Annotated in this window: 13 protein-coding genes; 1 reads left to right on the top strand and 12 read right to left on the bottom strand. The window is 64.7% G+C overall.

The genetic code is table 11. The annotated features are described in order from the left end of the window. Positions 1 to 68: 68 nt before the first annotated feature. From FR728_RS05730 to FR728_RS05710, 5 genes are all read right to left on the bottom strand, one after another. Positions 69 to 848, bottom strand: a complete 780-nt coding sequence (locus tag FR728_RS05730) for an inositol monophosphatase family protein (RefSeq protein WP_149891635.1) — start codon at positions 846 to 848, stop codon at positions 69 to 71. A 137-nt stretch (positions 849 to 985) separates the two neighbouring features. Beyond that, entirely contained in the window at positions 986 to 2,428 is a 1,443-nt protein-coding gene (gene der / locus FR728_RS05725) for a ribosome biogenesis GTPase Der (protein ID WP_149891634.1), read from the bottom strand. 54 nt (positions 2,429 to 2,482) lie between these two features. Next, on the bottom strand, positions 2,483 to 3,850 hold the full coding sequence (locus FR728_RS05720; RefSeq protein ID WP_149891633.1) for an outer membrane protein assembly factor BamB family protein: 1,368 nt from the start codon (positions 3,848 to 3,850) through the stop codon (positions 2,483 to 2,485). After that, positions 3,850 to 4,572, bottom strand: coding sequence for a tetratricopeptide repeat protein (locus FR728_RS05715; protein WP_149891632.1), 723 nt, complete (start codon positions 4,570 to 4,572; stop codon positions 3,850 to 3,852). The genes FR728_RS05720 and FR728_RS05715 overlap by 1 nt, the downstream gene beginning before the upstream one ends. Positions 4,573 to 4,913: 341 nt before the next feature. Continuing rightward, positions 4,914 to 6,518: an EAL domain-containing protein gene (locus tag FR728_RS05710; protein ID WP_149891631.1), complete on the bottom strand. Its 1,605-nt coding sequence runs from the start codon at positions 6,516 to 6,518 to the stop codon at positions 4,914 to 4,916. Between the two features lie 338 nt (positions 6,519 to 6,856). Between FR728_RS05710 and FR728_RS05705 the strand changes: the two genes are divergently transcribed. Next, positions 6,857 to 7,138: a PilZ domain-containing protein gene (locus FR728_RS05705; protein ID WP_149891630.1), complete on the top strand. Its 282-nt coding sequence runs from the start codon at positions 6,857 to 6,859 to the stop codon at positions 7,136 to 7,138. Positions 7,139 to 7,198: 60 nt separating this feature from the next. Here the strand turns inward: FR728_RS05705 and FR728_RS05700 are convergent, their stop codons facing one another. The 7 genes from FR728_RS05700 to cysQ form a co-directional block, all read right to left on the bottom strand. Beyond that, on the bottom strand, positions 7,199 to 8,329 hold the full coding sequence (locus tag FR728_RS05700; protein WP_149891629.1) for a Gfo/Idh/MocA family protein: 1,131 nt from the start codon (positions 8,327 to 8,329) through the stop codon (positions 7,199 to 7,201). A 229-nt stretch (positions 8,330 to 8,558) separates the two neighbouring features. Beyond that, positions 8,559 to 8,975 carry a Fur family transcriptional regulator gene (locus tag FR728_RS05695; RefSeq protein WP_149891628.1) on the bottom strand — a complete coding sequence of 139 codons (417 nt, stop codon included), beginning with the start codon at positions 8,973 to 8,975 and terminating at the stop codon, positions 8,559 to 8,561. A 22-nt stretch (positions 8,976 to 8,997) separates the two neighbouring features. Beyond that, on the bottom strand, positions 8,998 to 9,798 hold the full coding sequence (locus FR728_RS05690; protein ID WP_149891627.1) for a metal ABC transporter permease: 801 nt from the start codon (positions 9,796 to 9,798) through the stop codon (positions 8,998 to 9,000). Next, positions 9,791 to 10,747: an ATP-binding cassette domain-containing protein gene (locus tag FR728_RS05685; RefSeq protein ID WP_149891626.1), complete on the bottom strand. Its 957-nt coding sequence runs from the start codon at positions 10,745 to 10,747 to the stop codon at positions 9,791 to 9,793. The genes FR728_RS05690 and FR728_RS05685 overlap by 8 nt, the downstream gene beginning before the upstream one ends. Before the next feature lie 263 nt (positions 10,748 to 11,010). Next, complete coding sequence (cysN, locus tag FR728_RS05680) at positions 11,011 to 12,951, bottom strand: sulfate adenylyltransferase subunit CysN (protein ID WP_149891625.1); 1,941 nt, start codon at positions 12,949 to 12,951, stop codon at positions 11,011 to 11,013. Then, positions 12,951 to 13,880, bottom strand: coding sequence for a sulfate adenylyltransferase subunit CysD (gene cysD, locus FR728_RS05675; RefSeq protein WP_149891624.1), 930 nt, complete (start codon positions 13,878 to 13,880; stop codon positions 12,951 to 12,953). Before cysD ends, cysN begins: the two co-directional genes overlap by 1 nt. Before the next feature lie 74 nt (positions 13,881 to 13,954). Further along, the gene (cysQ, locus tag FR728_RS05670; protein WP_244304387.1) at positions 13,955 to 14,836 is read right to left on the bottom strand and encodes a 3'(2'),5'-bisphosphate nucleotidase CysQ; all 882 of its coding nucleotides are present in this window, start codon (positions 14,834 to 14,836) and stop codon (positions 13,955 to 13,957) included. Positions 14,837 to 15,112 lie beyond the last annotated feature (276 nt).

The following is a 15,112-nucleotide window of genomic DNA, read 5'->3' as shown; positions in this document are numbered from 1 at the left end:
TCTGAGCGAAGGACGGCTCAGGGCGAAGGACGGCTCAGGCGCCTCTCGAGCGGGCCTTTCGGCCTGCCTCAGGCGTAGGCCTTCTCGGCCAGGGTCACGACCGCATCGAAGACGCCGGGGCTTGCGACGACCACGCGGGTGCCCTTGTCGAGGGCGGCGTCGGCGTCATAAGGCGCGACGCGGACACCGGCTTCCTCGGCCATCAGCATGCCCGCCAGGCAGTCCCAGGCGTTCATGTGGGCCTCGACATAGCCGATAAGCCGGCCGGAGGCGGCATAGGCCAGCATGAGCCCGCCCGACGCATTGCGGAAGAAGACCCCGCCCTCGTCGATCAGCAGCTGGACCGCATTGACCGCATCTTCCTTGCGGGAGCGGCCGTTGAAGCCGACGCCGAGGGAGCCGTTGGCGAGGCTCTGGCTGGCAGAGGGCTTCATCGGCATGCCGTTGACAAAGGCGCCCGCGCCGCGCTCGGCCCAGAAGAGTTCGCGGGCGACCGGGTCGAAGGTCACGCCGATGACCACCTGACCCTGATGGACGCAGGAGAGCACCACGCACCACTGGGGAATGGCGGTGACGAAATTCGCCGTGCCGTCGATGGGGTCGATGACCCAGGTGTAGCCGGAGGTGCCGTGGATGCGGCCGTGTTCCTCGCCCAGAATGCCGTCTTCGGGATAGGCGCGCGCGAGTTCATCCCGCACGAGCGTCTCCACATCCCTGTCAGCTTCGGAGACAAGATCCTGATGGCCCTTGGCGGAGATGGTTAGCTCTTCCAGCCGGCGGAAATAGGTCAGGCCCAGATCACCTGCCTTCTGCGCGAGGGATTTGGCGAATTCCAACCGGTCGGACATGGCGAGCTTGCTCCGAAAGTGAGGGCGAGATGGGCGAAAGGCCCCGGATGGGGCCTCTCGTGTAGGTCGGTTTCATGACACTCGGGTGACAGCGACCGCGCGGCCCTGCCCGGATGCCTGCAGGACGCTGCTGCGTCCTACTGAATCTTGCGCTTCTTCTTCACCGCATAGGGGTTGTCGCCCTTGCGGTAGGAGAAGCGGATCGGCGTGCCCTGGATGTCGAAGGTCTCGCGCAGGGAGTTCACCAGATAGCGGGTGTAGCTTTCCGGCAGCTGCTCGGGACGCGAGGCAAAGGCAACGAAATGAGGCGGACGGGTCTTGGCCTGGGTCATGTAGCGCAGCCGCACCCGGCGACCGGCCACCGCGGGGGGCGGATGGTTGCCGGTGACGCGCTCCAGCCAGCGGTTCAGGCGGGAGGTGGAGACACGGGCGTTCCAGGCCTCATAGGCGGTGAAGACGCTCTCGAACAGGCGGTTGACCCCCTGCCCCTGAATGCCGGAGAGGGTGCAGATCTGCACGCCGCGGATCTGGTTAAAGTAGCGGTCGTTGGCGTCGCGAATCTTCTGCCAGGCGACTTCGCGGTCTTCCACCAGGTCCCACTTGTTGATGGCGATCACCAGCGCGCGGCCTTCGCGGGCCACCAGATCGATGATCTGGAGATCCTGCTTCTCGAAGGAAATCATGGCGTCGAGAGTGACGACCACCACTTCGGCGAACTTGATCGCGCGCAGGGCATCGGCGACGGAGAGCTTTTCCAGCTTCTCCTGGACGCGCGCCTTGCGGCGGATGCCGGCCGTGTCGAAGAGCTTGATGTGCCGGTCGCGCCACTCCCAGTCGACGGAGATGCTGTCGCGGGTGATGCCGGCTTCCGGCCCCGTGAGCATGCGGTCCTCGCCGAGGAGCGTGTTGATCAGGGTCGACTTGCCGGCGTTGGGGCGGCCGACGATGGCCACGCGCAAGGGGCGTTCCTTCGTGCCGGCCGGCTCCTGATCCTCGATGATCTCGCCGTCTTCGTCATACTCGACGTCGACTTCGGTGACCGCCTCGATGGACTGGGCAGCTTCCTGCTCTTCCAGCTCGGTCACGAGATCGACATGCGGCTTCAGGGCGTCATAGAGGTCGGCAAGACCTTCGCCATGCTCGGCGGACATGGCGATCGGCTCGCCCAGGCCCAGCGAATAGCTCTCGTAGATACCGGGAGCGCCGGCGCGGCCTTCGGCCTTGTTGGCCAGCAGGATCACCGGCGTAGTGGTCTTGCGGGCCAGGGCGGCGAAATGGGCGTCCAGCGGCGTGATGCCTGCGCGGGCGTCGATGACGAAGAGGATGACGTCGGCTTCCTCGATCGCCTCTTCGGTCTGACGGCGCATGCGCCCTTCCAGAGAGGCGCTGTCCGCGTCCTCCAGACCGGCGGTGTCGACGATGGTGAACTTGAGGTCGCCAAGGCGCGCGTCGCCGGGACGACGGTCGCGGGTCACGCCCGGCGTGTCGTCAACCAGCGCCAGCCGCTTGCCGACCAGACGATTGAACAGGGTGGACTTGCCGACATTCGGCCGTCCGATAATGGCGACTTTTGCGCCCACGTGACAGTACTCCTAAAGAGCCGCCAGCCCCGCCGCTGCCGGCAGGGCCCTTCTTCAGTTGAAGGCGGCGACGGCGTCATCGCCGTCCAGAACGATCATGCGCCCGCCGGCGGCAATCGGCGACACATAGACATCGGTTCCGACGTCATTGGTCGCCATGATCTTGCCGGACGCCGCATCCACCTGTGCAATGCGGCCATCGCTCGACATCACGACGAGCGCCCCATTGGCAAGAAGCGGACCGGCCCAGTTGCGGCGCTGTTTCTTCTTCTCGGGCTTCGGCAGGGCCGTGAGCCAAAGGGTTTCCCCGGTCTTCCGGTCGAGGGCGACCAGACGATCATCCAGATCAACCATGAACAGGGCGTTGCCGGAAACGACCGGCGTATGCACGGAGCCCAGATCCTGAGCCCATTCGCGGGTTCCCGTCTTGAGGGAGGCGGCAATCGTGCGGCCCGAGACGCCGGTGGCATAGACAATGCCGTCGGCGATCACCGGGCTTGCCGAAACATCGGAAAGGCCGGAGAGAGCGAAGGTGCGGATACCACGGTTCACCCCGTCGATCCAGACCGCTTCGCCGCTTTCGCTGTCGATCGCCATCACCTCGCCGGAGGAGAAGGGCACGACCACGGCCTTGCCGGAGACGGCGGGAGCGGCCGCAGACAGCACGCCCGCGGTTTCCTCGATGCCGGTGTAGCTCCAGACCTGGGAACCGTCCTGCAGGCTCAGGGCATAGACTTCATTGGACTGGCTGACCACATAGACCTTGCCCTGACCGACTGCGGGTGCGCCGCGGGCCGGAGTGGGCAGATCGGCTTCCCAGATGACCTGGCCGGAGGCGGCATCCAGGGCCGCCATCTTGCGATAGGCGGTCGCCACATAGAGACGGCCATCGGAGACTGCGACACCGCCACCGGGTGCCAGACCCTTTTCACCCTCGGGGCGCAGAGACTTGCTCCAGACCCGGCCGCCGTTGGTGCCAAGGGCCACGACCTCACCGGAGGGCTTGTAAACGAAGACCCGCGATCCGTCTGAGACCGGACGGGCATAGCTGCGCAGGGCATCAGACGTGAAGCCGCCGCCGGACGAGCCGATGCTGGCGCGCCAAGCCCGGGAGCCGGAGACGCTCACGGCCACATTGCCCGGATTGTTTTCCGCGTTGCCGCCGACAGTGGTCCAGCTCTGGCCGCCGGTGGCGTTGCCGATGCTGGCAGGGCGCGCGGTCGCCGCGAGCGCCGGGTCCGCGGTCTCGAACAGGGCCTTGCGCTCGCCGGGCAGGATCTTTTCCTTGCCCCACGGATTCATGCCGGAGGTGAATTCGGACACGCTGCCGCAGCCGGCGAGCGAGACGCCGAGCAGCAAAACGGCGGTCAGGGGCGCCAGCGCGCGACGGGTGTTGCGCGGGGCGCGAACAGATGCGGTCATCAGTTTCCGCCCTCCGGGGCCTTGGTTTCGCTCTCGCCAGCTTCGCCTGCAGTGGCGCTGTCCGGCATCGCCTCGCCATGGGCGGCGAGGATCAGGTCGTTGAGCAGGGCGACACGGCGGCTCACATCCGTGGGCGTTTCGGTGTCGTCATTGAGGGCGTCGAGCCAGTCACGGGCCCGGTCCACGTCGCCGGCCTTCCAGGCGGCCACGGCGAGGATCTCGCGGGCACTGGCGCGGAAGGGATTGGCGTCGCCCGTCAGGGGTTCCGCCCGGTCTGCGACGGCGGCGTAGTCCGCGGTGTCGGCGGCGATATAGGCCGCGCGCAGGGCAGCGACATCGCGCAGGGTCTTGTCGAGAGACGTGTCCCGGGACAGGGCGTCGAAGGCGGCCAGGGCATCCTCGCTGGAGCCCTGCTGGGCCAGCACGCCGGCAGCGCGCATGCGGGCCAGCTCCGGATAGCCGCCAGCGGCATCGGAGAGGCTGTCGAGCAGGTCGCGGGCCTCGTCCAGATTGCCGGCCTCGGCAGCGGCGACGGCCTGCTGGAAGGTGGTGCCGGCGGCATCAGCCTGGGTCTGACGGTAATAGTCCCAGCCGCGATAGCCGGCGGTGCCGACGACGATCAGGGCGGCGAGCAGGATCACCCAGGGACCAAAGCGGTCCCAAAGCCGACGGTAGCGCTCCTGGCGGATGTCTTCATCGACTTCACGAAAAATATCGGACATTGCGTGACCTGTAATCCAACTCTGAAACTGTCTGGCGGCGCGGGCGACAGGCGCTGAACCCTCCGGTTTCGCGGGTGCGGCAGGCGCGCACGGCCATGAAACGGACCGAGGCCTCTTCCCCCGATTTCATGGCGGGAGTGAGGCGGCGCGGCCGGGGCAAGAGGGCAGACATGTCTCGCCAATTGGAGTGCTTACGAAAGACCGGCGGGAATTACAAGGTTTAGGGCGCGCGCAGCCGACGCTGCGGCGCTTTCCGGGCACCTTTTCCCGGAGTTCGGGCAGGTAGGCGACGGAAGGGACGGCAACGGGGAGCGGAAGGCGAATCTCCCTCCCCGCAGGCCTCAGGTGAGTTGCAGCCGGATCACTTCTCCGCCATCCATACGCTCGCTCATCCAGACATGGTCGAGAAAGCCCTGGATCGGCATCGGACGAGCGAAATAGAAGCCTTGAAGGCAATCGACCCCGAGCTCCTCGAGAATCGCACGCTGCTCGGCTGTCTCGATCCCCTCGGCCACGACCCGAGCCCGAACGGAGCGGGCGATGTCGAGGACCGGACGGATCAGCGAGGAGCGTAGCGCCTTCTCGTCACGACCGATCTCGCGGATGAAGGACCTGTCGATCTTGAGGATGTCGACGGCGGCGCGGCGCACCTGAGCAATGTTGGAGAAACCTGTGCCGAAGTCGTCGATGGCGATCTCGAATCCCTGCGTGGTGGCAAAGTCCCGGAACTTTGTCATGCGGTCCCAGGATTGCACTCCCGATTCCAGAACCTCCAGGCACAGGCAAAGACCTGTCTCGCCTGCGATGCGCAGGGCGAGGCTGCGTTCCAGCCGATGGGCGCATTCATCAGTCAGGTCCACCGGGAAGACATTCACGGAAATGCGAAAGCGTGGCCGCACGTCCGTCAGCGGACGCAATTCCTCAATGGCGCGCAGCAGGATGATCTCGGTGAACTCCCAGGTCAGACCCAGAGCCTGAACCTCGGGAATGAACTCCGCCGGCGAGACCGGGCCGAGACCATCGTCAAAACGGGCGAGCACCTCACACCCGACGACTCGGCCCGTGCGAGCTGCAACGATCGGCTGGTAGTGACAAAGGATGCCCGCGCCCCCAGCCCGGATGGCCCGGCGAATGCGGTGGGATACCTGCATTTCCCGGCTAGCATGTCGACGCAGATACCCGAACGCCGAAAAGGTCAGGGCGAGATTGGCCAGTAGTCCGCCGCAACCAATGATCACTTCGTCTCTCGCGACCACGTAAGCGTGGCGGTAGATGAGAAAGCACGCCCGATTTTTAGGCTTAAGGCATTCCACGGCATAAAGCGCTCGCTCAAGCGGGTTCCAGCCGAGTGAGAGGTAATTCGCAAGCACCTCCGGCCGACCGCTTATCAGCTTTCTGGCGCCGCTCGGCAGCACCTGAAAGCCAGCATATTCAAACCCGTCACCCAATTGCTTCTCGGCTTGATCGAAGAAAAACACCCCGACTTCACCGGAGCGAAAGAGGAAATTCTTGCTGCGGCCCCACTCCGGGACTTGTGTGAGCCCCATCCAAAAGAAAATGCCCGGCTCTGCTCCAGCCATTTTCTTCTGTCCAGACAGGGTTATCGGTTCGGAAAGTCGCCCCGTCAGGGCGGTGCACAGGATGTCGTTGGTACCCGGGGCAAAGATCACGGCATCGTTGATAAGGTCAAATTCAAAAAGGCCCCCGCGTAGTCTTGCGAGAGCGGTCTCGTCGCATCCCTCGAAACTCATCGCTCTGAGGCTATCGAGGAACTCAAGGCGATGCCGACTGGTCTCGTGAATGCGACTTACGAACTTCTCGACCTCCACCTGCGTCCGCACGCCGATATCGACGCTCAGAACAAACAGGAGGAATCCCAGTCCCGCAAGGAAAACCAAACCGCTGCCAGCGTGGGCAGCGTATCTCAGTCGCAATAAACGGTGCACAGCCGCACTCCCTGGCCCCGATTGTCTAGCGCTTTCTGAGGCTCAATTATTCCACTCACTTAAGGGCCACTCCTTACCAGCAAGTTTACCCGGAAAGATCCTCCGCCGTGACGTAGTAAAAATAAGTAGATATGGCCCCATTGATCTCAACCTCAGCTACGTTACGCGCTCTTAAGTTGTAACGCGGCATAACAATCGCCTTCAGCCTGCAACCCTACAATCTGCGAGTGCAGGCTCCGGTATTTTTCCCGGGAACCGAGGTCGCGCAATATTTTTTTAGGATTAAGGGCTTAGAGTTACCTCAAAGTGCAAACTGCTGACTCAACGGACCCGATGACATGACGGAAGAACGCCGAACCGACCCGCGCCGACGCACTCTCAAGTCCGCCCGAATCGTCTTCGGAGGCTTGTCGCAGGTCTTCAACTGCACCATCCGCAACACGAACGAGACCGGCGCCCTGCTGGTCCTTCCCAGCACGGTCGGCGTGCCGAACAGCTTCCTGCTCTATGTCGACAATGAGGCGACCCGCCGTCCGGTGGAAGTTGTGTGGCGGTCCGAGGACCGCATGGGCGTGCGCTTCATCGGACCGGCCGAGAGCACCCTGCGCCGGGCCATCTGACCCGGCCCATCCCTCATCCCGCGCAGACACCCGGCTCAACCTCACGGCCGAGCGAATGCTTCACGCCAGTAGTCTGTCGATTTCCGCCGAGACGATCGGATCTGGCGCGCAGCAATCAGTGCCGATGACCACACGACGGCCCTCGCGTGCTGCGTGCTCGATGCCTTCCAGCACCTCAACCACATGAACGGCCAGATAGTCGGAACAGCGATAGCTGCCGCCTTCGCGGAGTGCGCGCGCCATGTCGGCCAGCGCCAGCCCGCGATAGAAATCCTCCGCTCTCAGATCCGTCGGTGCCGCAAGCGTCGAAGGCACGACGGTGGGTGACACAAGTCCGGTCCCCTCATCGACGCGGTTTAGCACCACCTCCCCCTCGTAGGTGGTGGGGTCGGGCAGTTCCAGCGTGCCATGGGTGCCAAAGACCCGGATTCCGGACTCCGCCGGACCCCAGACATCCCAGCTCAGCACCAGCGACACCTGCATGCCATTGCGGAAGGACAGCAGCGCCTGGAACGTGGTGTCGCAATCCACATCCATTTCCACCAGCGCCCCGTCCGTCGTCACGCCGCGACGCCGGGACTGGGGCGAAGAGGCCACGGCGCATACGGTCTCCACCGAACCGAAAAGGGCCACAAGGGTGGAAATGCAATAGGGTCCCTGATGGGTCAGCGGCCCCTGCCCCGCCAGGTAATGGGCCTGAGGATTGTGATGACGCAGCTCCGCCCCCCGGTTCATCACGTGGCATGTGGCGAAATTCACCTGACCGATCTGCTCAAGCTGGAGCATGAGACGGGCTGTCTGATAGGCGGGGGTCAGGAAAGTGTTGGGCGCCACGCCGATGCCGCGCCGGTTCTCGACAGCGAATTTCTGCAGGGCTTCGGCCTGGGCAAAGGTCAGGGTCAACGGCTTCTCGCTGAAGAGATGCTTGCGCGAGCGCAGGACCTCCCACCCCACGGCGTAATGGGCATCGGCCGAGGTGAGGTTCACCACAAGATCCACATCGCCAGCATGAAGCAGATCGCTGACCGTGGTGGCGCGGACCCCGTGGTCCTGACCAAATCGCTCGGCCATGCCCCGGTTGAGGTCGGCGCAAGCGCGGATCTCAAGTCCCTTGAACCGGGGGATGGCGTTGAAGTAGCTGGCGGCCACCTTGCCGCAACCGATGATCCCGATCCCGAGCGCCTGATCCATGTCGTCGTCCTCCCGCCGGGAAGAATTCGCAAGGCCCTCGTCACTCCTGCGTAGGAGCCGCCAGCAAATGCCTTGCGAATACTTCCAATACCCACCACAGATTGAATACGGTGTACGGGAAGACTATTTCAGGTGTTGTTTCTCAATGCTTTACGCAGACGGATAATCGTCACGACATCTTGCCGCAACGCAACCCCGTCGGGCGCCAGAGAGGGTTCTGGCGCGGCGGTCAGCGTGCCTTCTGGCAGCGCTGGCATTCCCCCCGCAGTTCCACCGTGGTGCGGGCAAGCGCGAAGCTGTGCTCCCGGGCCCAGTCCTGCAACAGGCCGATGGCGGTGTCGGGCGCGAACTCATCCACCTGACCGCAGGTCTCGCAGATGGCGAAGGCCGCCGTATCATGGGATGCACAGCCGGGATGGGAACAGACGACGAAGGCGTTGAGACTTTCGAGCCGATGCACCAGACCCACGTTCATCAGCTTTGTGAGCGCCCGATAGACCTGCAGGGGCGCGCGCATGCCCTCGTCGCGCAAGGCGTCGAGGATGGCATAGGCGGTCAGCGGACCATCGGCCGCCGCCAGCGCATCGAAGACAAGCGCCTGGTTGCGGGTCAGATCCAGCTTCTGGCGATGAACGTGATCGTGCATGGTCTGGTGTCTTTCTGACCGGTCAGTCTGCCCTGGAGATGCGAAGTCCCGGCAGAAGGCTCGCCAGGAAGATGAGAAGCGCCGCGACGACGATCGACGGCCCGGAAGGTGTGTCCCAGATCCGCGAGGCATACAAGCCCCCGATCACGGCGGCACAGCCCAGAAGGCTCGAAATCAGCGCCATCTGCTCCGGTCCGCCGGACAGGCGCCGCGCCCCGGCGCTCGGCATGATGAGCAGCGCCGTGATCAGAAGCACGCCGACGATCTTCATGGCAATGGCGATGACGGCGGCCATGAGCAGCACGAAGACCAGCTCCATCCGGTCGGGATTGGCGCCCTCGGCAGCCGCCAGCTCCGGACTGACGGTCGCGGCAAAGAGCCGGTGCCAGATCCAGCCGAGGCCGGCGAGCACCGCGACGCCGCCGCCATAGATCATGGCAAGATCCATGCGGGTGACGGCGAGAATGTCACCGAAGAGAAGGGCCAGCAGATCCACCCGCACCCAGGCCATGAAGGACAGGCCGACCAGACCGATGGCGAGCGCCGAATGGGCGAGAAGCCCCAGAAGCGCATCGCGCGACAGGGAGGGCCGGCGGGAGAGAAGCACGAGAAGCACGGCCAGCAGGCCGGAGACGGCAAAGACCGCCAGCATCACGTTGATTTCCAGCGCCAGGGCGAGCGCCACCCCAAGCAGACCCGCATGGGAGAGCGTGTCGCCGAAATAGGCCATGCGGCGCCAGACGATGAAACAGCCGAAGGGGCCGGCCACGAGAGCAATGCCAATGCCGGCCAGAAGGGCGCGGATGAAGAAGTCGTCAAGCATGGGTCGTCTCTCCGCGCCGCTCCGCGCCCGTTGCTGCGGCGTGATCATGGCCATGATTGGGGGCCTGATCATGTGCGTGATCGTGAGCATGATCGTGTGCGTGATCGTGAGCATGATCGTGGCCGTGGTGATGATCATGGGCCGGGTCATGACCGTGATCGGCGCAATGCTCGCCCGCGCAGCTTTCGGCGATGGAGCCATCCGCGTGACGCACCCGGCCATCGGGGAGGTGCTCGTGGTCATGCTGATGGCGATAGAGGGCAAGCCCCGCCCGGCGGCCGAAGAGCTCGCGGAAACTGGCGCTCTGGCTGACGGCAACCGGCGTGCCCCGGCAGCAGACGTGGCCATTCAGGCAAATGACCTGATCGGTGGAGGCCATGACCATGTGCAGGTCGTGGGAAATCATCAGGATGCCGCAGCCCAGCTCGTCGCGCAGGCGGGTGATCATCTCGTAGATCTCGATCTCGCCGGAGAAGTCGACCCCCTGCACCGGTTCATCGAGCACGAGAAGGTCGGGCTTGCGGGCAATGGCGCGGGCCATCAGCACCCGCTGCAATTCGCCGCCCGACAGGTTGCGCACTTCCGCGTGAAGAAGATGGGCGGCCCCGGTCCGCTCCAGCGCCTGGCGCAACTCGGCAGAGGAGAGCTTCTGGGTCAGGCGCATCAGACGCTCGACCTTCAGCGGCAGCGTCCAGTCCACCTGCAGCTTTTGCGGCACATAGCCGACCTTGAGCCCCGGACGGCGGCTGGCTGTCCCTTCGGTCGGGGACCAGATGCCGAGCGCCATCTTGGCGGTGGTCGACTTGCCCGATCCGTTGGGGCCGATCAGGGTCACGATCTCGCCGGGTGCAACGGTCAGGTCGACCCCCTGGACGAGCCAGCGGCCGGACCGGAACAGTCCCGCCCGCGACAATTCGATGAGGCTTCCGGCTGGCGCCCGGGTCTTCATCCCCGTCTCTCCCCTGACACTGCACGTGGCGCACAATGCGTTATAACATTACGTAGCTTGTCTCGATATACGAGCTTGGGCAGTCCAAGGCAAGCGCCCTCACCGCAGTGTGATCCCCGGACCACACAGAAGACACCGCTTCCCCGTCAGTCTCGGCCTTGTGCCGAGACTCCAGACTTCTGGAAGGTCGAACTCAAACAAGATGGCCGGACCCATGGGGTCCGGCCTTGCATGTCAGTCAGAGCCTCCGGAGCGGGCGGGGATCAGATGTCCTGCCCGTCGATGGAGGTTGCCGGGGCCACCAGATAGTTGTTGGCCCGCAGGAACTCGATCACCTCGTCGGCAACGGTTTCCGGGTCGCGGCCGACATTTACCAGACGCAGCTCCGGCGTTTCCGGCGCCTCATAGGGGCTGTCGATGCCGGTGAAATTCTTGATCTCGCCGGCTTCAGCCTTGGCGTAGAGCCCCTTCGGGTCGCGGTTCTTGCATTCCTCGATGGGCGTATCGACGAAGATCTCGATGAAGTCCCCCTCGCCCATCAAGTCGCGGGCGAGCTGACGCTCGGCGCGGAAGGGCGAGATGAAGGACACGAGCGTGATCAGGCCCGCATCGACGAAGAGGCGCGCGACTTCCCCCACCCGGCGGATGTTCTCCACCCGGTCGGCATCGGTGAAGCCGAGATCCCGGTTGAGCCCGTGGCGCACATTGTCCCCGTCGAGGGTATAGGTGTGACGCCCTTCCAGATGGAGCTTGCGCTCCACGATGGAGGCGATGGTCGACTTGCCCGAGCCCGAGAGACCGGTGAACCAGAGCACGGCCGGGCGCTGGCCGAGGGCCGTGGCACGCGCCTGCTTGTCCACATGCATGGCCTGCCAGTGGATGTTGGTGGCCCGGCGCAGGGCAAACCAGATCATGCCCGCCCCGACCGTGGCATTGGTCAGACGGTCGATCAAAATGAAGGAGCCGGTGGTGCGGTTGGCCTCATAGGGATCGAAGGCCACGGGCTGGCTGAGCGACAGGTTGCAGAAGGCGATCTCGTTGAGATCCAGCTGCTTGCCGGCCACATGCTCGAAGGTGTTCACGTTGATCTTGTGCTTGATCTCGGTGACGGTGGCCGTGACCGTCCTGGTGCCGATCTTCAGCAGATAGGGACGGCCGGGGAAGAGCGGCGCGTCATTCATCCAGATGAGATGGGCAGCCATCTGGTCGGCCACGTCCGGCCGGGCACCGGAGGATGCCAGAAGATCGCCACGGGAAATGTCGATCTCGTCTTCCAGGGTGATGGTCACCGCTTCGCCGGCGCCGGCGCGCGCAGCCTCACCCACCGGGGTCAGGATCCGCTCGACCCGGGAGGTCTTGCCGGAGGCCGCGACGACGAGCTCGTCGCCCACCGCCACGGTGCCGTCGGCAATCGTGCCGGAATAGCCGCGGAAGTCGAGGTTCGGCCGGTTGACCCACTGGACGGGGAAGCGGAACGGCTGGTGCAGCTCATGGCCGCCGATCTTCACGGTTTCCAGGTGCTCCAGCAGGGTCGGACCCTTGTACCAGCCCATCTTGTCGCTGCGGACGGTGACATTGTCGCCGTAGCGAGCCGACATGGGGATCGCCTCCAGGGTCTCGAAGTCGAAGCCGCTGGCAAAGGCCTCGAACTCGGCACGGATCTCGTCAAAGCGGGCTTGCGAATAGTCCACCAGGTCGATCTTGTTGATCGCCAGAACCACGTGCCGGATGCCCAGCAGCGAGGCGATGAAGGCGTGACGGCGGGTCTGGACCATCAGGCCGTTGCGGGCATCGACCAGAAGCACGGCCAGATCGGCGGTGGAGGCGCCGGTCGCCATGTTGCGGGTGTATTGCTCGTGACCGGGCGTATCGGCGACGATGAACTTGCGCTTGTCGGTGGAGAAGAAGCGATAGGCCACGTCGATGGTGATGCCCTGCTCGCGTTCGGCCTCCAGACCGTCGACCAGAAGGGCCAGATCGATTTCCTCGCCCACGGTGCCGTGGCGGCGGGAATCCTTTTCCAGCGCGGCGAGCTGATCCTCGAAGATCAGCTTGGTGTCATAGAGCAGGCGCCCGATCAGGGTGGACTTGCCGTCATCCACGGAGCCGCAGGTCAGGAAGCGGAGCTGATCCTTCTCTTCCTGGGCCAGGATGTATTCGGTGACGGATTCCGCGCTGGCGGTGATGGCATCGGTGATGGACATCAGAAGTATCCCTCGCGCTTCTTCTTTTCCATGGAGGCGCTGTCGTCGTGATCGATGAGGCGGCCGGAGCGTTCCGAGGTGCGGGCAATGAGCATCTCGCGCACGATCTTCGGCAGGGTGTCGGCGTCGGATTCGATGGCCCCGGTGAGCGGGTAGCAGCCCAGGGTGCGGAAGCGCACGGTGCGTTCCTCGATGCTCTCGCCGGGCAGCAGCTTCATGCGGTCGTCATCGACCATGATCAGCATGCCGTCGCGCTCCACCACCGGCCGGGGGGCGGCGAAATAGAGCGGCACCATGGGAATGTCCTCGGTGAGGATGTACTGCCAGATGTCCAGCTCGGTCCAGTTGGAGAGCGGGAAGGCCCGGATGCTCTCGCCCTTGGCCACGCGGGCATTGTAGAGGTTCCAGAGCTCGGGGCGCTGGTTCTTCGGATCCCAGCCGTGACTGGAATTGCGGAAGGAGAAGACCCGCTCCTTGGCCCGGCTCTTTTCCTCGTCGCGGCGCGCGCCGCCGAAGGCCGCGTCGAAGCCGTATTTGGTCAGCGCCTGCTTCAGCGCCTCGGTCTTCATGATGTGGGTGTGAACGGACGAGCCGTGATCGAAGGGCGAGATGCCGCGCTCGATGCCTTCCGGATTGGTGTGGACGATCAGATCCAGCCCGAGCCGGCGGGCGGTCTCGTCGCGGAAGGTGATCATGTCCCGGAACTTCCAGGTCGTGTCCACATGGAGCAGCGGGAACGGCGGCTTCGAGGGATAGAAGGCCTTCATCGCCAGATGAAGCATCACCGACGAGTCCTTGCCGATGGAATAGAGCATCACCGGGTTGCGGAATTCCGCCGCAACCTCACGGATGATGTGGATGCTCTCAGCCTCCAGACGGCGCAGATTGCTCAGGCGCTCTTCGGAGAGAATGGGTGTGGTCTTGTCCATGCGGACACCCTTTTTCTTGCAAGGGGGCCGGAACCGGCCCGCAGTTCAAACTGGATATCGCGGAAAGTCCGGCTTCAGGCCGCGACCGGAATGCCGGCCGCCTTCAGGATGCCGGCGGAACTCACGGCGACGAAATGGGGGTTGAGAAGATCCTGCTTGGTGGCGCCGGCCGGCACCGCATAGGCGCGCGGGGTCCAGCCCTCGGCCTCCAGCACCAGCCCTCCGGCCGCCCGCAGCACCGCGTCACCCGCGGCAATGTCCCACTGCATGGTGGGCGACAGACGGGGGTAGAGATCGGCCTGACCGGTCGCCACCCAACAGAGTTTCAGGCTGGAGCCGACCGAGACCCGGTCGGCAACCTCGAAGCGGTCGATGAAGTCAGCCGTCTCGGGCGACAGGTGGGAGCGGCTGGCAAGCACCGTCAGCCCCGCCTCGGGCGCACGGCGCACGGAAATGGCGACCGGCGCGCCGATCACTCCGTCCGTGACGGTGGCGCGGAAGGCGCCCCGCTCCCCTGCCCCGCCGAGATCGCGGGCAAGCGCCCCGCCCCAGTAGAGTTCGCCAAGGGCGGGCGCATAGACGACGCCGAAGACGGGAACACCCGCCTCGATCAGGGCGATGTTTACGGTGAACTGGCCGTTGCGGCTGATGAATTCCTTCGTGCCGTCGAGGGGATCGACCAGAAAATAGCGATCGGTGACGGCAGGCAGATGTCCGGCCTCGACCGATTCCTCGGCCACCACGGGGATGGCAGGAAAGCGCGCGGAGAGGCCTGCGAGGATCACCGCCTCGGCGGCTTCGTCCGCAGCCGTCACCGGCGAGCCGTCGGCCTTGGCGGTCGCATCCACCGAAGCCTTCGCATAGATCTCCAGAATGCGGGCACCTGCCTCCACGGCCAGTTCGCACAGTTCGCGGGCGCTCTGTGCGGGAATGGGGGAATGGGTCGTGTCAGTCACCTTGTGCCACTTTCTCGGTCTGGGTCGTCTGGGGAAGCCTCGGCACCGCCCGAAGAGGACGGCATCGTTGAGGGCACTTTAGGCGCGCTGGCGGCGGGAAGAAACAAACGGCTTTGCGAGGGCGTCGAGAGCGCAGGGTTTTTTTGTCTCAAATTTCCCCCAAGGAAGAAATGACGGCCCTGCCGACGGGGCGCGAGCCGGGACAGGCGCAGCATCAAGCGCCGAAGGCGTCAGTTGAACGCCCGACAATGAAAAAACCCGCCGGCGCAGAGCCAG

Origin of the sequence: Roseibium aestuarii (assembly GCF_008477545.1) — a bacterium.
GTDB lineage: Bacteria > Pseudomonadota > Alphaproteobacteria > Rhizobiales > Stappiaceae > Roseibium > Roseibium aestuarii.
This window is presented reverse-complemented; position numbering and strand designations above follow the sequence as displayed.